Source organism: Faecalibacterium sp. BIOML-A4, from assembly GCF_009679665.1.
Lineage (GTDB): Bacteria > Bacillota > Clostridia > Oscillospirales > Ruminococcaceae > Faecalibacterium > Faecalibacterium taiwanense.
On the sequence record NZ_WKZG01000009.1, the window covers coordinates 70267 to 90748 of the forward strand.

The window sequence follows — 20482 nt, forward strand, 5'->3', positions numbered from 1 at the left end:
TCCGAAGCCGGGCGGGCACATCAGCCGATAATCCAGAACGGACCGCCAGCTCCAGCGCGCCGGCTGGCCTCATTTAAGATAATGGACAGATCCCAGAGCTGTTCGCTCCGTGTGTAACTGGCAGGGTCAGCCACCATGATCTTGCCGTCCTTTACGCCACGCAGGACAATGAAGTGACCGGAAGAGGTAAAATGGCCTTCAGACATGATCGCTACTACCAGTTTACCATTAGCCAGTGCGTCTGTGATGCGCTGTGGTTCCGCAGTGGTACAGCCGGAAACCGGAAGCCCCCATTCCTCAGCGGCGGCAGGTATCAGCGCATGGTAAGAACCACTGCTTTTACACCAGTAGCCGTTGTTATAAGACCACTCGGCCATCTCCACAGGGTCAACCATATCGTCCGTCAGAGAGGACACCACGATTGCCATAGCGGTGGGGCCGCAGCCATAACCGCCAATATTGTCCGTACCATATGCTTTACCGGCATAGCGTTCATCCAGCTGATTGTAGTAAACAACAGGTGTGATCCCGTCGGTGAAAGTAACATCGCCCAGAGCAGTGATGCTGTTTCCGGTCCACGCTTCCAGATTTTGCAGCAGACCATCGCCCAAGAACAGGCTTAGGTTGGAAGCGTAATCAGATGCAAGCTCCTTTTGGTCATCGGTAAGCTGGAATACAACATCAGAAAAATAGGACTCACCGTTGTAACGGACGGTATAGACCATCCATGTTTCGGACACCGTTGTTTCTTCCCCAGTCTCCGGATCAGTCACGGTGCTTTCACGAATCTCTTGCTTGCTGGTGTAGGAATATAGATGCTGTTTGTTTTCCCGCAGGGTGGCGGCAAGGTCATTCAGAGAAATGCTTTCAAAATCCTTGTCTTTGGCCGCACAATACTGAGAGATAAACAGGTTGGCGTTATAAATGGGACCGCCGGAATAGGCATTTTTGACCTCCATATGGTCGGCTCCCGATGCCGCAAAGTCAGCTTCGATCCGGGCAAGTACATCATCCAGTGCCTCGCCCAAGATGCCGTTGAGGGTAAAGGTGATCTCGTTGGCGTTCTCAATAATCGCTGTTTCGCTATTCAAAATCGGAATTTCGGGGTCAGATGGCGAAAAGGCATTGGTCAGTCCGCCGAAAATAAGACCGGGGAGCATGAGAACAAATAATACCGGCAGCATAAGCAGGGCAATGACTGCCACAATGATTTTCCCGATATGCTTCCGGCCTGCCCACACTGCGCCTGCAACTGCACCGTAAGGACCGCCTGCGGCAGCGCCTTTGGCAGCGGAGGAAATAGCTTTTCCGGTTTTGATTGCGCCGCGGATGGTATGCGCTGCGGAGGCACCGGTCTCCACAGCTTCGGAAAAACTGCTTTTTTGATCTTCTGGCATTTATATCTTGTCCTTTCTCCTCGGGGCTGGAGGCAGCTTTTTGACAATGGACTCGTTGAAGGCGATAGAACCGTCAGGAGCCATATAGGGCGATTTGTCAACAGCATCCACAGCGTACTGCTTATACCATGCTGTGCCATCCACGGCATGAACGGTGGTGTACTGGCCTTCCGGGGCAACATATTGGTCTGCGTGGTACATACCAAAGGAGATGCCTTCGGGATGTTCCTCGGTCACTTCTGTTCCGGTGATGCGGCCGCCGCCGATTTCGACATTTTGGAAGGTTGGAATATTTTCAGCTCCGGATTCCAGTGCCGCATATCCCATGTAAGAGTGCAGGGCTTCGGCGGCTTTTTTACCGGAAATGGAACCCATCTGGCTGATACTGCCCGTGGCTACGCTGCCGATTACATTGTTGGCAAAATTGCCGCCCTTACTGACGGAAGAAGCGTACATATGGCCGCCGATCCCTCCGGCTGCAGCATCGCCTAAAAGACTGCCAAGACCGGAAGGCTTGGAGCCGGGAGTTGTGGTGGCTGTTTTGATGGCGCTGTTTGTGACTTTTCGGCTCACCACTCCAGCAAGACCGCCGCTGGCAAACCCTGCTCCAAAGCCGCCGCTGCCTTTACCACCGTTTGAGTTGACATTGGTGGAACTGCTGTTTCTCCCGCCGCCAAAGTGGTGACTGGAAAAGTTCTTGATGCCGCCGATGCCTCTGGCAGCAATCATAGCCTCAGCCAGCATGCTGCCGCCGGTATGTCCTACATTGACACCCAGACTGGAGAGGAAGGAATCGATTTTCTGGCCGACTTTGAGAAAGCCGATAGCACAGAGAAACCAGATAAACACATTGCCGGAAACGGCTTCTTTTCCCACAGCGTCTACCTGAGCCTGCACATCGCTTTCGGAGATAGCGGCAAAAGCCGGCTGGCAGAGCAGGCAGGAGAGAATTGCGACTGTAAAGGCCGCAAACAAAATTTTTTTGAGTTTCTTCAAGGATAAGACCTCCTTACAACGAAAGCGGGTTCGCAAGGAAGGACCCCACCATGCTTGTGAACAGGCGCAGGCACCAGGCGTTCATGACCAATAGGAAAATTTGACCACCAAGCATCCGGCACCAGGATTTCCAGATGTTTGCTGTGGTCTGGCTGGCGCCCATAGAAAAAGCCACAGGAGCCGTGTAGACCAGTACACCGAGCAGCACATACCGTTCGGCTGCCTCGAACAGAAGTTTTAGGTAGTTCCAGGCCAGGATGAGAACCAAAATCAAGGTAATCAGCGCCACAGCCCCATTGGCACACACACCGATGATGACCAGCATCACGGAATTGAAGTCTGCAAAGCTTAATGCAGGAAGGTCGGACTCCATGATCCAGTGGTAGGGGGTGCCGCCGATGGTAAGAACAATATTGACGATCTCATCTGAAAAGAGCGTCAGCAGGATAAAAATAACGGAACGGATACTCAGCTTTACCGGGTCTTCTGCTTCCACACCTGCGCCAAGACCGAAGTTTTTGAATAACTGCCAGACCCAGTTGAGCAGGATGATCCCGATTGCCAGAGCCACGAAAACAGAGTACATAGTCTCTGCTGCGGGAAAATAACGCAGAAATACAGCCATATCACAGCCCAGCGCACCCAAAACCGATGTGGTCACCAGATCAAGACCGGCCATTACCTGTTCTGCGATCCATTCCACTATGCCGTCTAAAATGCCCATAAATGCAAGCCTCCTTTCCGGCGAGCAGTCAGACGGTCAATCAGCCTGTCCATTGTCCACCACTAAAGAGCGGCGTCACATACGCCATGATAAAGCCCAAGCCATTGAGGATAGCCCAGGTGATACAGATTCGTTTGAGCCAGGCGCGGCTTTCATCTACCGTCCGTCCGGAACGGGAGAAGTTCATGAGCAGCAAGGCTACCGAAGCAGTGACGATGGCGGCGATAGTGGAGATGGCAAGGATTTGGGTGTATACATCCTGCATGATCTCTTTGGCCTTGGTCCATACATCTGTTGCCGCATAAGCCGGCTGGCAGAACATCATGGACATCATCACACACAGGAAGGCGCTGTAAGCCACTTTGGGCAGCGAAAGCCTGCGCTTGGACTGGGTATCCGGCTCCTGAAGCTGCGGAGTTTGAGGGGTTTTCGTTTTCTTCAATTTGCGATCCTCCAATTCTGAATGATTTTTTGATGCTCAATAGGGAACAGAAAAACCCACACCTGTCAAAACAAATGTGGGCTTTCAAATGGCCGGGCGGCCATCTGGGCAGCAAAAAAGCACCCTGATGAAAGGTGCCGTTACTGTCCTGTTCGGTTTTGGGTGCAAGTTTGAGCATATTCAGTTTAACACATCGGTATTTACACTGAAAGAGCAGAACCATGCCAATTTTGTTCCCGAATTGTGCCAATTATTTGCCCGATTGTCCGGAAGGTGATTTTGTCTCTGGAAAGAACTGTTCCAGCATGTCTAAACTGTCCTTAGAGGTATAGCCCCAAAGGACGGAACTGAGGGCTTCAATAGCTTCCCGGCGTTTGCGGTAGTAGGTTCTGAAACTGATGTCACGAATATGCGGTCGTAGGGTATCGATGATTTCCTCAACATTTTTGAGCTGCTGCGGCGAGAGGAAGGAGTAGTACAGCAGCCAGTAATATGCCTCACCGTTTTTGTGCTTGGTACGCAGCAATTCGACTGCGGAATCCAGCAGCTTGAGCATTTTGTGGCTGCGTTCAATGCATTTGGCATGATGCTCGATGTCGCTTCCGGCCAAATCAGCGCCAGCCAGATAGACTGAATCCAGAAAATCCTCGATGGAGGTGCCATACTCGATCTCAAACTTGGTGCGGACATGCTGGACAGAAAGCTCCAGGCTCCACACAACATCCCGGTATTTTTTCAGCAGTTTCCAGGTATCATGGTACAGGGGATTATCAGCAACATCAGGTTCAACAAATTTTCTCATTTCAGGTTCCTCCTATTTTCGTGCTCCTCAAAGGGAGTGAGTGTAAGTTCAAAAGTGGCGATTGAAGTGTTTGTGCCGCAGAGGATGGTCAGACCAAAGTGGGCTGTGGATTTCCCTCGCGCACGCGGAATCAACTCTTCCCAGCAGTCGTCCGATAAGGGATATAACTTATAGCGGGAGAGCGGGCAAGAAAAGCAGGAAATCCCTTGCGTAGATAGGATGTCAGCCATCTTGCGGAGTATCGTTTCAATGTGCGATTTTGAAACGCTGGAAAGTGCATCCGAAACAATGACCTCATGCTCAGAGATGGAATGGCTCTCTTCGGTTTCAGCAGTTTCCGGAAGCTCCAGATGAATGTTTAAGGTCATGGCAACTTCCTCCTTGTCGATTAAAACATCGGAAATCTCAAACATGGTGGACAGGTAGTTCTGCAGGTAGATCACGCTTCCATGCCGGCCGGGAAACGACATGATAGAGATATACCCAAGACCGTCCAGCTTTTTCAGTATCCGGCATACGGTAGCGCGTGACAGCCCCCAGCGGCAGGAGAGTTCGGTATAACTGACCAACGGGTTTCCTGTACCATTGCGAAAGTAGGCTACCGGACCGACCTCTGACCCCTGCACCTGCGTATCGTTGTAGACAGCGGATACCCACAGATCCAGAACGATGTCCATTTCAGAGCAGCGGGCAGAGCTGACCAGTTCCAGGGCAACAGAGACTGGCAGGAAGAAAAAACCGGTATCCTTTTGGCAGGGGGCATTGTACTCCAGTGCGGAATTGTGGCGGGCCCAGTGGAGGATTTTATATTTGACTACATTGCCGCGGCCCAGCAGTGTATAGGAAATCAAGTGCTGCTTCTGAAGGGTATCCAGCATGGACAGCGCCTGCCGATGAAAGCGGGTGCGGAACCAGCAAGACAGTTCCTTGACGGTGCACACCCATTCGCCGGGCGAGACTGTATAACTGATTCCGTCAATACGGCGGTATGAGGTGCGGAAGTTTGCATAGCTGCAAAGTACAGTAAAATGAAAAAGGCCGGAGCCTCCGTTTATGCGGATGCTCCGGTCGTTGATCAGTTTGTGGATGAACTCACGATAAATCCGGCATCGTGGGTAATCTACCACTTGTTTAATTTGAAGTTGGTATTCAGGCATAGCAGTCTCCTCTTTACTAATTATTAAAGGTAGGGAAATAAAAGTCATAAAATGTTTCAATAAAAACCGTTGACTTGGATGGGCTTGGAGGTTATCATATAATATGTATGCGTCTGCGATTAAACAAACAAGCCGTTCTTCATGTAGAGATTATGGTGGATACGGCATACTGGGATAGCATAGCAGAATGCTGCCATTCCTGTGCCAGTAATATGCCATAACAGACGCACTACAACTTTCTACAATTTTTCTACAACTTTTGAGGCGAAAAGGACGGCACAAGAGGACACAAGACGAATGAAAAAAGTTTCACGAATCGAGTATTGTGCGAGTTTTGAACCCCTACAGAGCGGCATGGGGCAGGATGGAGAGAGCAAAATTTTATTCCCGACGATGAAGCCGATTGAGCAGTAAATTCCGCGTTTGCGCAGCAATGAAAGCCCCAGTGGGGCTTTTAAGCGGCCGAGCGGTCTTGCGCCAGCAAGATGGAGGGGCCTTGCCCCGACAAGCTCCAATTTAAGCGAAACAAAGCCTGAAACTTCTTGATGTACCGAGAAGTTTCAGGCTTTTTCTTTTGATGGATTTCCAGCAAAAACTACGCCATACGCCAAACGTGGAGGACGAATACGGCAACACCCTGGCACAGCGGGCAGAGCTGGACTGGCTGCTCTACAACAAGCCCTTGGAGTATGCCCAGCTTGTGCTGGGTGGGGAGATTGGACATTATCTCTCGCTTGGTTGCGACCACGGCAGGCTGGAAGATCAATGACATAACAAACACAGCCCCACTTTGGCGAAGGAGAAGCCAAAGCGGGGCTGTATTCAATGAAGGAGAAATGAAAGGAATATCAGGTTACAGATTCAGCTCAAACTGTTCCACCGTAACAGTTGCTTTGCCATCGGCGGCAAAGGTGATGCCGTCGGCAGACTGGGGGGTGTAGATCCATGCGGTCATGGTCTGCTCACCGTCGTTGGCGAAAACTTCGATGCTGTTTTTATCCAGCAGGATGCGGAGCTTCAGGGCACCGTTCTGGCTGCGCACCTTGCAGCTGCGGCGGTGAACGATGTCGGCACGGGAACCGGCATAGCTGCGATCCAGCGTCAGCTCGGAGGTGTAGGGGTCGTAGGTCAGGCTGGTGTGATGGTCTGCGTCAGCAGCCAGCTTCAGGGTAAAGGAGCGGTACTCGCCGGGCTGCACCGTAACGGTCAGGTCGGCCACACGGCCCTTGATGCCTTCCAGAGAAGTTTCGCTTTGCACCGTCACATTTTCGTGCAGGGTGCGCTTGCCGTGGACGGCGTCCAGCTCCCGCACCGGGGCCTGAACAATGCGTCCATCCTTGATGTGCAGCTCACGGGGGCAGATGGTCTGTCCGAACCACTTGCAGCCCCGGGGCTTATCCTCGGTGTCCGACCAGGTCTGCAGCCATGCGGTCATGATGCGGCGGCCGTCCGGGGCAAGGGTGGTCTGGGTGGCATAGAAGTCGATGCCGCCGTCCATCAGCTGCACGTTTTCCCTGGTGAAGGTGTGGGTGGCTTGGTCGTAACTGCCGATGAAGGCAATCACGTTGTGACCGTTGTGGAACTCGCCCTTGGGCAGCATCTCCATGGGGCCGAGCATCAGGATCTGCTTGCCGTCCAGCGGGAAGAAGTCCGGGCACTCCCACATTTTGCCGTACTGGTTGTTGCAGCGTTCCAGCACCGTGACAAAGTGCCAGTCGAAGCCGTCCTTGCTTTGGAACAGTGCTGCTGCGCCGCTGCCGTCCTCGGCCAGGCAGACGGTGACGGCGGAGTAGGTGCCGTCGGCCTCACGCCAGATCTTGGGGTCCCGGAAATCAAACTTGCTGAAGCCTTCCGGCAGGTCTTTCTGGGTCAGCACCGGGTTGCAGGCAGGCTTTTCGTAGTCGAGACCGTCACCAATGGCAATGCTCTGGGTCTGGATGTCCCGCATCTCCCCATTGGGCTGCTTTTCTGCCACCACGCTGGTGTACATCAGCAGCTGCTTGCCGTCATCCATCTCGGTAGCAGAACCGGAGAAGCAGCCGGGGCCGTTGTCCGCCGGGGAATCCGGGGCGAGTGCACAGGGCAGATACTCCCAGTGCAGCAGGTCGGTGCTGACCGCGTGACCCCAGTGCATGGGCGCCCACCGCACATCGTAGGGGTTATACTGATAGAACTGGTGATACTTCCCTTTATAATAAGAGAAACCGTTTGGGTCGTTCAGCCAGCCCACATAGGGGGTCATGTGGTAAGCAGGGCGTTCCTCCGGGGAGATCGCTGCGCCGTGCTCGGCCTCGTAGGCACGGGCTTTTTGTAAAGTCAAATCGTTCATGGAATCCTCCAAAGGAAAGAATTCTTATGCGTAGTAAGCATCCAGATATTTCTGCATAATGCCCAGATAGTCGGACAGGCCGTAGTCTTCCAGCTTGCTCAGATATTCGTTCCACTCTGCATCCGTAGTGCCGTTCATGATCCAGTCGGCCTTCTGCGTATTCATGTAGGTCTGCAGATCTGCCTGCAGGTTAGAGACCTGCTCGGTGTCCTCGCTGCTCATAAAGACATTGGGATAGACATAATCGTTGTTCATATCCGGGGTGTAGATCTCCTTGATCCAGTCCAGACGATACTGTGCATCGTCCGGGCAGGTAACGTATACACCATAGTAATCATCCAGAACCGCCAGAGGTCCACTGACACACTGCGCTTCACGGACTTCCACGGGAGAAGCATCGCCCAGAGGAGCGTGCTTCAGCATGGGCTCGCCCTTATCGTTGGTGGACAGTTCAAAGATGTTAAAGCCTTCCGCATCGCCGTAAGTACCCCAGTTGTTCTGCGGAGACTGGAGGGGTGCGTACATCTGATCCAGCCATGCGCAAACCAGTGCAGGATTCGTCGCCTTTGCGGTGACAACGCATCTGCCGCGGGCAAAGCCGCTGGTGAAAGAACCGTTCTGCGGAGTGATATTGCGGGTATCGGCGGTCAGGGCAGGCAGCGGCTCCCAGTCGGTCAGGTTGTCAATGTTGGCAACATCCCAGCTGAAGCAGACACCATAGCGGCCAGCCTTGCCCTTGGAAACATAGGTGGACCACTCCTGCGTGAAGCACTCCGGGTCGATGAGCTTCTCGGTATACAGCTTGTGCAGCCAGTCCAGACCATCGCGGTAGCCCTGCTGGGTGGCGGCACAGATAACTTTCCGGTCGTTGGTAACGGCGATATGGCGGTCTTTGTCTGCATCGCCGTAGCCTTCGCCAAAGCCATTGATGAGGATGCTGGGGTCCTGATCGCCGTTGTTGACGATGCAGGACATGGGGATGATGTCGCCGTCAATGCCATACTCTGCCTTGATCGAAGCGGCGTTATCACGGAATGCCATCAGCACCTGCTCAAACTCGTCCACCGTGGTGGGCATCGACAGACCGAGGAAGTTCAGCCACTTGGTATTGATGAAGCTCATGTTGCCAATGGTCTGGATGGCGGTCTTTTCTGAGCCGAGCTGCTCGATCCAGGGCAGTGCCCAGATGTGGCCATCGCTGTCGGTGCACATGGTGCGGTACTCCGGGTACTTCTCAAAGACCTTCTGGAGATAAGGCATATTGTTGTCAATGTAGTCTTCCAGATTGAGGATGACACCCTGATCTGCGTAGCGCAGCAGATTGCTGTCGGTAAAATCAGCAGTAAAAACAAAATCCGTCAGGGTGTTGGGGTTGGACATATTCAGGGTGATCTTATCGCTCCACTGGTCGGACTGGATGGCGGTCCAGTCGATGTGCACATTGGTCTGCTCTTCCAGACGCTTGAAGATGGTGCGGTTGTTCGGCTCGGGTTCGCTGCCCACAGGGAAGCTGGTCATACCGGTAAAGGTGACCTTTTCGGACAGCGGAAATGTAACGGCACCGGTCACGTCTACATCTGCGGCAGCAGAATTGCCGCTGCCGGTGGATTTGCCGCCACAGGCAGACAGAGCAGCGGCAGAGCCCGCCAGAGCGCAGACCTTGAGGAAGTTGCGGCGAGAGATCAGCTTTTTCATGGTATTTTCTCCTTTTTCATGTTTCTTTTTTCGTGTAACAGATGAGCGTACCTGCTTATAAAATTCTGGAATATCCTCAGCCTTTAATGGAACCAGCCATGATGCCGGCATCAAAGTACTTCTGGAAGAAGGGATACATCACCAGCAGCGGCAGACTGGAAATAATAATGGTTGCATATTTGAGCAGCTCTGCCATCTTGGCACGTTCGGCAGTGCTCTGGATATCTGCGATCATGCCGGATTCCGGCTGGCTCTGGATCAGGATGGAACGCAGCACCAGCTGCAACGGCTGCTTCGATGCGCTGTTCAGGTAGATCATGGCGTCAAAGTAGCTGTTCCACATAGCCACGAACTGCCACAGGGCCAGAACCGCCACCACCGGCATACAGACGGGCAGCAGGATCTTGAAGAAGTAAAGCATCTCGCTGGCTCCATCCACATCCGCAGCTTCGCGCAGCTCACGCGGGACGCCTTGATAATAGGTACGGGCAATGATCATGTTCCACACGCTGAATGCTCCCGGCAGAATGACCGCCCACATGGAATCCAGCAGACCCAGATTGTTGATGAGCAGGTAGGTGGGGATCAGACCGCCGCTGAAAAACATCGTGATCACAAACAAGGTGTTGAAGAGCTTTTTGCCTTTGAAGTCCGGCAGCGACATGGGATAAGCGGCAAGCATCGTCACAGCTACCGAGATGATGGTGAAGATGATCGAGTAAAGCACTGCGTTCCTGAAGCCGACCCAGATCTGCTTGTCCGAAACGACACGCTGGTAAGCATCCAGACTCCACTTGCTGAAATCAAAGGAGATGCCCTTGTTTTGCAGAGTGACCGGGTCCATAAAGGACGCGATGACGATGTAGATCATCGGAACGATGATCGCCAGCAGGAACAAACCCAGAAGTGCGTAGCCGCAGTACAGGATGATCTTATCTTGTTTGGTGTAGAGGGCCATTTTTGATTTTTTCTGTTTTGCCATGGTAAACCCCTCCTTACAAGCCCTTGCCATCGTTCATTTTGGCAACGATCTTGTTCACTGCGATCAGCAGGATGACGTTGACAATGGTGTTGAACAGACCGACTGCCGTGGAAAAGCTGTAATCGCCGTCCAACAGGCCCTTTTTATAAACGTACGTTGCAATGATCTCGGCAGTGTTCAGGTTCAGGTCAGTTTGCAGGGCATAGGCTTTTTCAAAACCGATGCTCATAATGTTGCCTGCCTGCAGGATAAACTGAATCACGACCATATCCTTAATGGCGGGCCACTCCACCGTCATGATCTGCTGGATCAGGTTTGCGCCGTCGATCATCGCAGCTTCCTTCAGATCTTTGCTGGCGTTAGAAAGGGATGCGGTGTACATGATGGATGCCCAGCCGGCACCCTGCCAGATGCCGCTGATAATGTAGATGGGGCGGAATGCTTCCGGCAGCGTCATGAAGTTGATGCTGGTGTGAAGCAGGCCGTTCACCGGACCGGTGACACTCAGCAGCACTCGGACGATGCCGCACAGCACGATGACCGAGATGAAGTTGGGCATATACAGCACCAGCTGCACCTTCTGCTTGATCTTCTTGCTCTCGATACGGTTGAGCAGGAATGCCAGCAGGATGGGGATCGGGAAGCCCCACAGCAGACCGTAGACGCTCAGCTTCAGGGTGTTGATCAGATAGCGCTGGAAGTCCGGCGAGGACATGAAGCGGGTAAAGTTTTTGAAGCCTACCCACTCGCTGCCCCAGATGCCCTTGAAGGGATTGTACTTCTGGAACGCGATCAGAACACCGCCCATGGGAGCGTACTTGAACACCAGCGTCAGCGCCACGGCAGGCAGCAGGAACAACAGGTAAAGCTGCCAATGCCGTTTGATGTAGACCCATGTGTTGTGCAGCTTGCGTTCTGCTGTCAGCACAGCCGTTTCCGGCGAGGCCGTCTTTGCTTTCATGAATCATTCTCCTCCTTTTTGATTTGCTTGCCGTTTGATTCGCACTTTACATTTGCACCTTTGAATTTTACGTTTTTCACTTCTATTGTGCAAATGTAAAATCCTTTGATTTATTTATACCACTCACGCAAGCGAATGTCAACGATAATTCATGGTATACATCAAAAATTATTGTGGATTTGTACAGATGCACAAATCCAAAAGTGCGCAAATATGCAAAATGATGATTTGCATTTTTGCATTTGACTAATTTGTGCATTTGCACTATACTGGAGTCGCAAAGAATAAGATCCGTCACCGGACTTTATCTATAAAAGAAAGAACACCCGCTCCTATTTATAAAGAAAGAGGATGACTTATGGCAACCAAAGTCACCATTCAGGATATTGCAAACGAACTGCAGCTTTCCCGCAACACAGTTTCAAAGGCCATCAACAACACCGGTGTGCTGGCAGATGCCACACGGGAGAAGATCCTGCGCAAAGCCGCCGAAATGGGCTATAAGCAGTTTGCCTATCTGCCGCTGTTTCAGGAAGACACTGCAAAAGCAGCAGAGCATTCCATTCTGCCGAGTGACAAACGGGAGATCGCCATGCTGACGACCCAGTTTCTGAGCAGCTCTCACTTTTCCTCCATGATGCTGGATCGTTTCCAGTCGGAAATCGAGCATCTGCATAGCTGTACGACCATTCATCGCATTTCTCCCATAGAGCTGAAAGAGAAAAAGCATCCATCTTCTCTCAACATCCAGCGTACAGCCGGCATCATCTGCATTGAAGTATTCGACTATGACTACGCACAGATGCTGTGCGATCTGGATGTTCCGCTGCTGTTTGTAGACACCCCTGTGATGGATATGCGTCCTCCCCTTAAAGCCGACCGCCTTTATATGGAAAACCGCATTGAGGTCCAGAATGCGGTGGCTCACATGGTCCAGCGCGGCAAAAAACGCATCAGCTTTGCGGGGGATAAAAACCACTGTCAGTCCTTTTTTGAGCGTTATATGGCTTATAAGGATGCAGTGGAGTACTTTGGTCTGACAGAAGGCCTGAGCACCTGTGCGATGCCATCTGGACAGCAGAACTATCCGGTATCCCTGTACGAAACCATACGTCGGTTCAAAACGATGCCGGATGCCTTTGTCTGCGCCAATGACTTTGTTGCCATGGATCTGGTCAAGGCATTGAATGAGCTGGGGTATTCGGTTCCCGATGATATCTGGGTCTGCGGCTTCGATGACAGTCAGGAGGCTTCCTACTTTGCCCCCCGTCTGACTTCGATCCATATCCATGGACAGATCATGGGCTACACCGCTGCCAATCTGCTTATGACCCGCATCGAAGAGCCATCGCTGAACTATCGCACCGTCTATACGGAAACCAACCTGATCCTGCGCGAATCCACAGGAGATTGAGCGAAAGGAGAACCCCCATGCGTGACCTGTGCAATACGGACAAGCCGCTGTTTGCTGTGCTGACGAAATTGACTTACAGTGCTTATCTGAACATCTTATGGCTCGTGTGCAGCCTGCCCATCGTTACCATAGGAGCTTCTACGACCGCATTGTTCTACGTCACGCTCAAAATGGCGGAAGATCGGGACGATGGTCTGACCCGGATGTTTTTTAAGGCGTTCCGGGAAAATTTTAAGCCTGCCACAAAACTCTGGCTGATCCTGCTGGCAGTCGGCAGTTTCCTGGCTGCGGATGGCTTTGTGTTGCGCCGAATGTGGAGCGAAAACATTTTCTGGACGCTGCTCACTGCAGTGCTTATTGGTGCGGCAATTCTGTACGGCATCGTTCTGCTGTATGCCTTTCCTCTGCTGGCACGGTTTGAAAACACCACCTTCGGCATCCTGAAAACAGCGTTTCTCGTGGGTGTCCGGTATCTGTTTTGCACCCTGCTGATGGCGGCGATCTATGGCATCATGGGGTACGTCATAGTGTTTGTGTTCACGCCTGCATTCCTGCTGGGCATGGGCTTGTGCGCCATGCTCTGCTCCTTTCTGATGCTTCGGATCCTCTATCAGATCGGTGGAGACCCTGATGCAGTACACGAGGAATACGACCATGACAAAAACTGACCGGGATACGCTCCGCTCCCTCCATGGGCGCAAAAAGTGGGAGCACATCTGGGCATATTACAAGCTGCCCATTGCGATCGTGCTCATCGTCGTCTATATCCTCGGGTATGCAGCCTACCGTCATGTGACGAAAAAAGAGGATGTGCTTTACCTTGGTCTGGTAAATATCACTGCCGGGTCTGATCTGACGGAACAGCTTACCACCGGCTTTGCCGAGGCGCAGGGTCTGACCAAAAAGCAACAGGTCGATCTGCTGTCCGGCTTGCTGCTCAGCGAAAGCGAACGCGCAGAGGAGCAGTATGTATATGCTTCGGAGATGAAGCTGCTGGGTGCAGTCAGTGCCCAGCGGTTAGATGTTGTTCTGATGGACGAATATGCACGGGATCGACTGTTGGCAGATGATTATTTTCTCGATCTGCGGACACTGGATGCGTCTTTCCATGCACTGTCGGGTCTGAACGCCGGTGGGACCGTGCTGGATATTTCGGACACGCCGTTTGTCAGGCAGGCAGGTTTTTCTGGCAGGGTCTATCTTGGGGTAGTGCAGAATGCACCGCACCCGGAGCGTGCAGCCGCTTACATTCATTATCTGTTCCAGCGGTGACCGTTGGGTTTTAGCTTATAGGATAAAAATAAGGAGAAAACGCATGGACATTTTAACGATTGGTGAAGTTTTGATCGACCTGACCCAGACCGGCAAGGATGCGCGCGGCATCCCCCAGTTTGCCGCAAACCCCGGCGGTGCACCGGCCAATCTGGCGGTGGCTGCTTCCAGACTGGGCGCACAGACTGCCTTTATCGGCAAGGTGGGTGCGGATGCTTTTGGCCGCTACCTGAAAGAGGTTCTGGCAGAAAACAAGGTAGACGTTTCCGGCATGGCGGTGGATGCAGACCACCCCACCACCATGGCAGTCGTGTCGGTGGATGCCACCGGCGAGCGGGATTTCAGCTTCTACCGCAGCGCCAACGCTGACGTGATGCTGTGCAAGGAGGACATTTCGGACGAGGCTCTGAAGGCTGCCAAAATCGTCCACTTCGGCTCGGTCAGCCTGACCGCTGACCCCTCCCGTACCGCTACGCTGGATGCCGCCGCCCGCGCCAAAAAGCTGGGTGCTACCATCACCTACGACCCCAACTACCGTGCAAACCTCTGGAAGAACAAAGAGGATGCCATTGCTCAGATGAAAGCTCCCCTGCCGCTGGTGGATATCCTGAAGGTGTCCGATGAGGAGTTGCCCCTGCTCACCGGCACCACCGACTGCGAAAGCGGCACGGCACAACTGGCACAGAACGGCATCCGGCTGATTTTCGTCACCTTGGGTGCAAACGGCGTATTCTACCGCTTTGGGGAGAAAACCGGCCATGTGGCAGGTGTCCCCTGCAAGGTAGGCGACACCAACGGCGCAGGCGATACCTTCTTTGGGGCTGCCCTGTCCAAGCTCTGCAAGGAGGAGCTGGACACCCTGACGGTGGACAAGCTGGAAAGCATTCTGGCCTTTGCCAACAAGGCCGCCAGCATCACCACCAGCCGCCACGGCGCTATCCCCGCCATGCCCACCCTTGCAGAAGTGGAGGGCTGAACCATGGCAGCAAAACAGGAATTTGAGTCCCGGTTTGCCAAGCACAAGGACGAACTGGAATGGCTGTTCATGGAACTGTACCACAACCGGGAAGGGCTGGAAGTTCTGGAGCGGGAGATGGCAGAAGCCTACAACGCCCGCAGCGCCGAGCTGAAAGCACTGGACAAGGCACGCTCTGCCGACCCGGACTGGTACAAGCGTGGCAATATGTTCGGCATGACCATGTACACCGACCTCTTTGCCGGAAACCTGAAAGAACTGGCAAAGAAGCTGCCCTACCTCAAGGAGCAGAAGCTGACCTATCTGCACCTGATGCCCCTGCTGCAGATGCCCCACCCCCACAACGATGGCGGCTATGCAGTGGAGGATTTCGACACCGTAGACCCGGCCCTTGGCACCAACAAAGATCTGGAAAACCTGACCCGGGAGCTGCGGAAAGCCGGCATCAGCCTGTGTCTGGATTTTGTCATGAACCACACCGCCAGCACCCACCGCTGGGCCATGGCGGCAAAGGCGGGCGACCCGTGGTTTCAGGCCTATTACCATCTCTACGAGGACCGCACCATCCCCGACCAGTACGAGCAGACCGTGCCGCAGGTGTTCCCCAACACCGCGCCCGGCAACTTTACATGGTGCGAGGAAATGCACAAATGGGTGCTGACCACCTTCCACGATTATCAGTGGGATCTGAACTACGCAAACCCGGCGGTGTTCGTGGACATGACCAAGAGCATTCTGCATCTGGCAAATCTGGGCGTAGAGGTGTTCCGCATTGATGCAGTGCCCTACATCTGGAAGCAGCTGGGCACCACCTGCCGCAATCTGCCGCAGGTGCACACCATCGTGCGGATGCTCCGCATGGTGCTGGAATGCGTCTGCCCGGCTGTCATCCTCAAGGGTGAGGTGGTCATGGCTCCCAAGGAGCTGGCCGCCTATTTCGGCACCCCGGAAAAACCGGAATGCCACATGCTCTACAACGTGTCCACCATGGTCAACCTGTGGGGTGCCCTTGCCAGCCGGGATACCCGGCTGCTGAAGGCGCAGCTGGATGCCCTCCACGCCCTGCCGGACAACTGCTGGTTCGTGAACTATCTGCGCTGCCACGATGATATCGGCTGGGGTCTGGACGAGGCGGTGGAGAAACGGCTTGGCATTGACCCGCAAAAGCACAAAGAATATCTGTATCACTTCTACGAGGGCAATTTCCCCGGCAGCTGGGCAAAGGGCGAGCTGTACAACTACGACCCTGCCACCGGCGATGCCCGAAGCTGCGGCACCACCGCCAGCCTGTGCGGTATCGAACAGGCACTGGAAAAGGACGATAAAACCGCACTGGACTACGCCGTGAAACGTGACCTGCTGCTGCACACTGCTATGGCGTTTTTGCAGGGCTTCCCCATGCTGAACTGCGGCGATGAGATCGCACAACTCAATGGCTGGGATTATAAAAACGACCCCGACCGTGTGGAGGACAGCCGCAATCTGCACCGCAGCAAATTCAACTGGGAGGACGCAAAGCAGCGCACCCGGAAGGGCACGCTGCAAAACAAGTTGTGGCAGGGCATGGAGCAGCTGCGCCAAATGCGGGCAGACCCCTGCTTTGCCCCGGATGCGTGGGTAACAACTTGGGACAGCCACAACCCCGGTGTGCTGGCGCTGGTGCGCAAGCGCGGCGAGGAAACGCTGGTGGGACTGTTCAACTTTACCGAGTACCCGGCAGGGGCCAGTCTGGACGCTCTGGGCGGCGAGTATCACACCCCGGAGGGCACTTCCGTCTGGCTGGCGGATGTGGAACTGGAGCCGTATCAGGCATTGCTGGTAAAAACAAATAAGTAAAGCGGAATACTCCGGTAACTTTCTCTTGGTTGGAAAGTTGCCGGAGTATTTTTGTTTCGCGCAAACTGCAAGGTCACTGGATCATTGAAATGTCGGAGATGATTGCCACCGCCAATGCCACGCGTGCCTGCGCAAAAAAATCCCCCCGATACCGGGTATCCGGTATCGGGGGGATCTGTCATTCTGAGGCTTTACGGAGGAAGCGCTCAGAGGTTACTTTTTGGGGAACGCCTTGTTCCAGATCTCAATGGTCTTGAACTTGGGCATCCAGCCGTCCGATTCAAACTTGCCTTCCCGTGCATCCAGCAGACCCTGCTCCACGCACCACTGAGCGGCCTTGGCCTGCTCGGCATCGGTGATGTCTGCAAAGGCGGGCTGTGCGGCGGGTTCGGGCTTGCCCTTCTCAGTCCAGATGAGCAGTGCCAGCTGGCCGCGGTTTGCCGGGATGGCTGCGCCCTCGGGCAGGAGGTTGTGCAGGATCACGCGGGTGGCGATCTCGTAGCCGCCCCAGATGGCTGCACCACCAACGGCCACGGCGGCAATGGTGCCACCTGTGGTATCCATGGGTGCAGGTTCTACGCCGAAGTCTTCATCAATAGGTTCGTCCGGGTCGGTCACCGCGCTGGCCGACCAGTGGGCGATCAGTTTGACCGGGTAAACGGGCATCTCAAACGTCGTGGCCGCGCTCTTGGCATTGTTCAGCTTGAGCTGCAGATTTTCCGGAATGCCATCGGGGAAGTTCTGGTAGAAGCTATCGGGGTACTTGATCTCCCATTCCACGAACTCCATGCCGGGGTATTTCTCGGCATCATACGGGGTAGCTGTGATCTCCACCGTGGTGCCGATCTCTGCGGGGATATCGCTGCCCTCGCCCAGAGTGGACTTTGCCGTGCCGCCCGTAACAGTAACAGTACTCCTCAGCACGGAAGCGGGGATGCTGTAAACGGCGGTCAGCTTCACGCCGTCCTGCGGCATGGTAAAGACGATCTTTTCCGTGCCCTTTTCCGTTTCGGAGCCCAGACTACCCTCAATTATGCCAATATTCTTGCTGGAATCTTTTTCCACCTTCCAGTGATGGAACGACTCATTCTCCTTGGCAGGCTCATCGGCTTCGATCGTGACGGTCTGGCCCGGCTGTACGAACACCGTGCCCGTCTGGCTTTCGCCCTCTCCGACGCGGATCGTGCCGCCCTTCACTGTGACCTGCATATCTAATACAGGTGCCGGGAAGCTATAAGAAGCTTTCAGCTCCACCGGGCTGGCCGGCATGGTGAAGGTCATAGTTTTTTCGGTATTTTTCTGCGCTTCGGTCAGTTCAAAGCCTTCCGGGCTGATCACTTTCCAGCCGCCGAACTTTGTAACACTCGGGTTTTTGTTCTCACCGCTCACCGTGACCTTTTCGCCTGCAAAGGCGGTAGTCAGTTTTCCATCAGTGTCACCAACGACCTGAGCGGTGCCGTTTTTCACGGTAATGCTGTAAGTCTCCCTCGGCTCAATGCGCAGGTAGTTGCTTTCTATTGTCTCAGGAATCGGGGTAATGCGGGAGTCCTTGTACTCCGAAGATTGGTCCGTGAAATAGACATAGGGTTTTTTCTTCGCCTGAGTGAAGCTCACTTTGCCAAGGTTACGGTAACTGTCACTGTTCAGTTCCACCTTGCCAGCTGCCTTGATATTAATCACCTTGTCATTGTACTCATACTCAAGAGAAACATCTTTTCCTGCATCTATCGTCACATCACCTTTGATTGGGCTCATACCGCTAATTATTACCGTACCGCTGCATTTGATCACTGCGCCCTGATCGATCAAACAATACCAACTGCCGGACGTCATCGTCACATTGTTTGCACTGTTCACCATCAGCTTTGAAACCGTCGTGCCCCACTCATTACCAAGCTTTATATCGCCAGTACAGTCAATAATCGTTTCGCCGCCAATGCCGCCTTCGGTCGTGACCGTATTTGCCCGATGCACGGTAAGGCCATTCCCTATCAGGTTTCGGCCGTCACCATGCGAACCGCCAAAACTTTTGAGGATCACATCACCGGAACAGGTGATCTCCGCCTTGCCTTCAATTGCTGCAGCCGCACTGCCACCTAGCTTGGTCACTTTCACATCCTTTGCGCCGTCTACGGTCAGGTTACCGTTCACAACGTTGGGTGCATCCGCTTTCAGATCAATGGAAACATCCTCCGGTGCCGTGATGGTCAGGGCGCCTTCAAAGGATTTTCCATCCTTCAGCTTCAGGGTCTTTTCCTCAATGTCATAGTAGAGGATGTCGTTTCCAAGGATGTCTGTGTAGTTCTTTCTGGTAACAGGCGTATTATTGATTTTGATGTTGAAATACTGTACAATTTCGTCAACCTGATTGCCGTCCTTGTCCAGTTTGGTGATCGTGCCAAGCAGCTTGCTGGTGTCAATTTCAGCTTCCTCTTGACCATTGCCGATATAAATGCCATCGTCATCTACAATTTGCAGCGTAACATTGCCGCCGGTGATCTTGATGTTTTCGCCTTTGCCAGGCCATCGTCCGCCGCCGATTGCCGCAGCAGGGCCGCGTCCGCCGCCGGATCGAGAATATACAGTGCCGCCCTCAATGGTAATGTTCCTACCGTCACCTCGACAGCCGCCGCCAATACCAGCTGCTTCGCTGCCGGGTATCGCCGTTACATTACCATCACGAATCGTAATATTTTGACCCGCTGCGTGTTGACCTCCGCCAATGCCTGCACCCAAGACACCGCCCTTGGCGGTGATGGTGCCGCTTTCGATCACAATATTGCTGCAGCCTTTCTCGGAACCACTGCCAATGCCTGCACCCCAGTTACCGCCGTAAGCTTCTAGCGTACCGGAGCCGCTGATGGTCAGGGTCCCGTCGTCGTCGGCCTTTTCCACACCGGCGTGGTCCGTGCCGCTTTGCAGGATATTCTTGCCTGCAATAACTAGCTCCACATTGCCGCTGACCGAGACTGCCGCATCGGAAGTAGTCTCGATATTGACATTAGACAGTGTGACTTTTGCACCCATGGTGCCGCCTTTGATGGTAATGGTATTGTGCGTCTGGCTGCCGTCCGTTGTGATAGACAGATTGCCCCTTTGCTGGGCTTCATTATTGCCCTGCTGGACATACTGTTTGTCATCCTCCCCAATATAGACTCTGATGCTGCCGTTCTTGAGATTCATCTGATACGCAGGTTCTACCTCCGTACCGTTCTCTTCGTCCAGCACGCTCACCGCGCTTTTGGCGGCGGTGCTCTGCTGGAGCAGGGCATCGGTGCTTGCGGCCAGAGCCGGAGCAGAAAGGCTGAACATCATGCATGCCGCCAGCGCAGCCGAAGCCGCCCGCCGGGCCAAAACATTTCGTTTCATAGGGGTTCCTCCTTTGCAGAAATTATTACGGGGGGGGGTATGCATTACGGTACTTTGATTATCTCACACTTTACCGGATTTTGGAAGCAAACCTGCGTGAATCGCCCTAAAAGCAGCGTGAAAAGCATGA

At 53.7% G+C, this 20482-nt stretch carries 16 protein-coding genes and 1 pseudogene; 6 read left to right on the forward strand and 11 right to left on the reverse strand.

The annotated features are described in order from the left end of the window. Positions 1-20: 20 nt before the first annotated feature. From GKG34_RS07845 to GKG34_RS07870, 6 genes are all read right to left on the reverse strand, one after another. The gene (locus GKG34_RS07845) at positions 21-1397 is read right to left on the reverse strand and encodes a C39 family peptidase (protein ID WP_050624206.1); all 1377 of its coding nucleotides are present in this window, start codon (positions 1395-1397) and stop codon (positions 21-23) included. Further along, complete coding sequence (locus tag GKG34_RS07850) at positions 1398-2393, reverse strand: hypothetical protein (RefSeq protein ID WP_050624207.1); 996 nt, start codon at positions 2391-2393, stop codon at positions 1398-1400. A 13-nt stretch (positions 2394-2406) separates the two neighbouring features. Next, entirely contained in the window at positions 2407-3117 is a 711-nt protein-coding gene (locus GKG34_RS07855; RefSeq protein ID WP_003499607.1) for a hypothetical protein, read from the reverse strand. 40 nt (positions 3118-3157) lie between these two features. After that, positions 3158-3559 (reverse strand): hypothetical protein, encoded by a 402-nt coding sequence (locus GKG34_RS07860; protein WP_003499603.1) that lies wholly within the window; start codon positions 3557-3559, stop codon positions 3158-3160. Between the two features lie 250 nt (positions 3560-3809). Continuing rightward, positions 3810-4361 carry a hypothetical protein gene (locus tag GKG34_RS07865; protein WP_154255940.1) on the reverse strand — a complete coding sequence of 184 codons (552 nt, stop codon included), beginning with the start codon at positions 4359-4361 and terminating at the stop codon, positions 3810-3812. Next, the gene (locus GKG34_RS07870; protein WP_154255941.1) at positions 4358-5518 is read right to left on the reverse strand and encodes a MarR family transcriptional regulator; all 1161 of its coding nucleotides are present in this window, start codon (positions 5516-5518) and stop codon (positions 4358-4360) included. Before GKG34_RS07870 ends, GKG34_RS07865 begins: the two co-directional genes overlap by 4 nt. Positions 5519-6131: 613 nt before the next feature. Between GKG34_RS07870 and GKG34_RS07875 the strand changes: the two are divergent. Beyond that, a pseudogene (locus GKG34_RS07875) lies at positions 6132-6287 on the forward strand (DUF6061 family protein); the annotation flags it as partial. A gap of 84 nt (positions 6288-6371) precedes the next feature. Here GKG34_RS07875 and GKG34_RS07880 read toward each other — a convergent pair. The 4 genes from GKG34_RS07880 to GKG34_RS07895 all read right to left on the reverse strand — a co-directional run bounded on the left by GKG34_RS07880 (position 6372) and on the right by GKG34_RS07895 (position 11485). Further along, complete coding sequence (locus GKG34_RS07880) at positions 6372-7847, reverse strand: glycoside hydrolase family 32 protein (protein WP_005945017.1); 1476 nt, start codon at positions 7845-7847, stop codon at positions 6372-6374. Between the two features lie 24 nt (positions 7848-7871). Beyond that, entirely contained in the window at positions 7872-9542 is a 1671-nt protein-coding gene (locus GKG34_RS07885) for an extracellular solute-binding protein (RefSeq protein WP_154255942.1), read from the reverse strand. A gap of 76 nt (positions 9543-9618) precedes the next feature. Beyond that, a complete protein-coding gene (locus GKG34_RS07890; RefSeq protein ID WP_173015235.1) occupies positions 9619-10524 on the reverse strand; it encodes a carbohydrate ABC transporter permease in 906 nt (301 codons plus the stop codon). Positions 10525-10537: 13 nt separating this feature from the next. Next, entirely contained in the window at positions 10538-11485 is a 948-nt protein-coding gene (locus tag GKG34_RS07895) for an ABC transporter permease subunit (RefSeq protein WP_097781457.1), read from the reverse strand. A 358-nt stretch (positions 11486-11843) separates the two neighbouring features. On the opposite strand from GKG34_RS07895, the gene GKG34_RS07900 reads away from it, so the two are divergent. The 5 genes from GKG34_RS07900 to GKG34_RS07920 are packed head-to-tail and all read left to right on the forward strand — an operon-like array spanning position 11844 to position 16983. Continuing rightward, entirely contained in the window at positions 11844-12899 is a 1056-nt protein-coding gene (locus GKG34_RS07900) for a LacI family DNA-binding transcriptional regulator (protein ID WP_154255944.1), read from the forward strand. 17 nt (positions 12900-12916) lie between these two features. Further along, positions 12917-13567, forward strand: coding sequence for a DUF624 domain-containing protein (locus tag GKG34_RS07905; protein ID WP_154255945.1), 651 nt, complete (start codon positions 12917-12919; stop codon positions 13565-13567). After that, on the forward strand, positions 13554-14171 hold the full coding sequence (locus tag GKG34_RS07910) for a hypothetical protein (RefSeq protein WP_097781454.1): 618 nt from the start codon (positions 13554-13556) through the stop codon (positions 14169-14171). The genes GKG34_RS07905 and GKG34_RS07910 overlap by 14 nt, the downstream gene beginning before the upstream one ends. A 43-nt stretch (positions 14172-14214) precedes the next feature. Continuing rightward, a complete protein-coding gene (locus GKG34_RS07915; RefSeq protein WP_154255946.1) occupies positions 14215-15147 on the forward strand; it encodes a carbohydrate kinase in 933 nt (310 codons plus the stop codon). A gap of 3 nt (positions 15148-15150) precedes the next feature. After that, positions 15151-16983: an amylosucrase gene (locus GKG34_RS07920; RefSeq protein WP_154255947.1), complete on the forward strand. Its 1833-nt coding sequence runs from the start codon at positions 15151-15153 to the stop codon at positions 16981-16983. A 213-nt stretch (positions 16984-17196) separates the two neighbouring features. Here GKG34_RS07920 and GKG34_RS07930 read toward each other — a convergent pair whose 3' ends face one another. Then, a complete protein-coding gene (locus tag GKG34_RS07930; protein ID WP_154255949.1) occupies positions 17197-20352 on the reverse strand; it encodes an S-layer family protein in 3156 nt (1051 codons plus the stop codon). Positions 20353-20482 lie beyond the last annotated feature (130 nt).

Coding starts and splice junctions, on each gene's coding strand:
- GKG34_RS07845 (WP_050624206.1), bottom strand. CDS start 1,397: ATGCCAGAAGATCAAAAAAGCAGTTTTTCCGAAGCTGTGGAGACCGGT.
- GKG34_RS07855 (WP_003499607.1), bottom strand. CDS start 3,117: ATGGGCATTTTAGACGGCATAGTGGAATGGATCGCAGAACAGGTAATG.
- GKG34_RS07865 (WP_154255940.1), bottom strand. CDS start 4,361: ATGAGAAAATTTGTTGAACCTGATGTTGCTGATAATCCCCTGTACCAT.
- GKG34_RS07870 (WP_154255941.1), bottom strand. CDS start 5,518: ATGCCTGAATACCAACTTCAAATTAAACAAGTGGTAGATTACCCACGA.
- GKG34_RS07880 (WP_005945017.1), bottom strand. CDS start 7,847: ATGAACGATTTGACTTTACAAAAAGCCCGTGCCTACGAGGCCGAGCAC.
- GKG34_RS07885 (WP_154255942.1), bottom strand. CDS start 9,542: ATGAAAAAGCTGATCTCTCGCCGCAACTTCCTCAAGGTCTGCGCTCTG.
- GKG34_RS07890 (WP_173015235.1), bottom strand. CDS start 10,524: ATGGCAAAACAGAAAAAATCAAAAATGGCCCTCTACACCAAACAAGAT.
- GKG34_RS07895 (WP_097781457.1), bottom strand. CDS start 11,485: ATGAAAGCAAAGACGGCCTCGCCGGAAACGGCTGTGCTGACAGCAGAA.
- GKG34_RS07900 (WP_154255944.1), top strand. CDS start 11,844: ATGGCAACCAAAGTCACCATTCAGGATATTGCAAACGAACTGCAGCTT.
- GKG34_RS07905 (WP_154255945.1), top strand. CDS start 12,917: ATGCGTGACCTGTGCAATACGGACAAGCCGCTGTTTGCTGTGCTGACG.
- GKG34_RS07910 (WP_097781454.1), top strand. CDS start 13,554: ATGACAAAAACTGACCGGGATACGCTCCGCTCCCTCCATGGGCGCAAA.
- GKG34_RS07915 (WP_154255946.1), top strand. CDS start 14,215: ATGGACATTTTAACGATTGGTGAAGTTTTGATCGACCTGACCCAGACC.
- GKG34_RS07920 (WP_154255947.1), top strand. CDS start 15,151: ATGGCAGCAAAACAGGAATTTGAGTCCCGGTTTGCCAAGCACAAGGAC.
- GKG34_RS07930 (WP_154255949.1), bottom strand. CDS start 20,352: ATGAAACGAAATGTTTTGGCCCGGCGGGCGGCTTCGGCTGCGCTGGCG.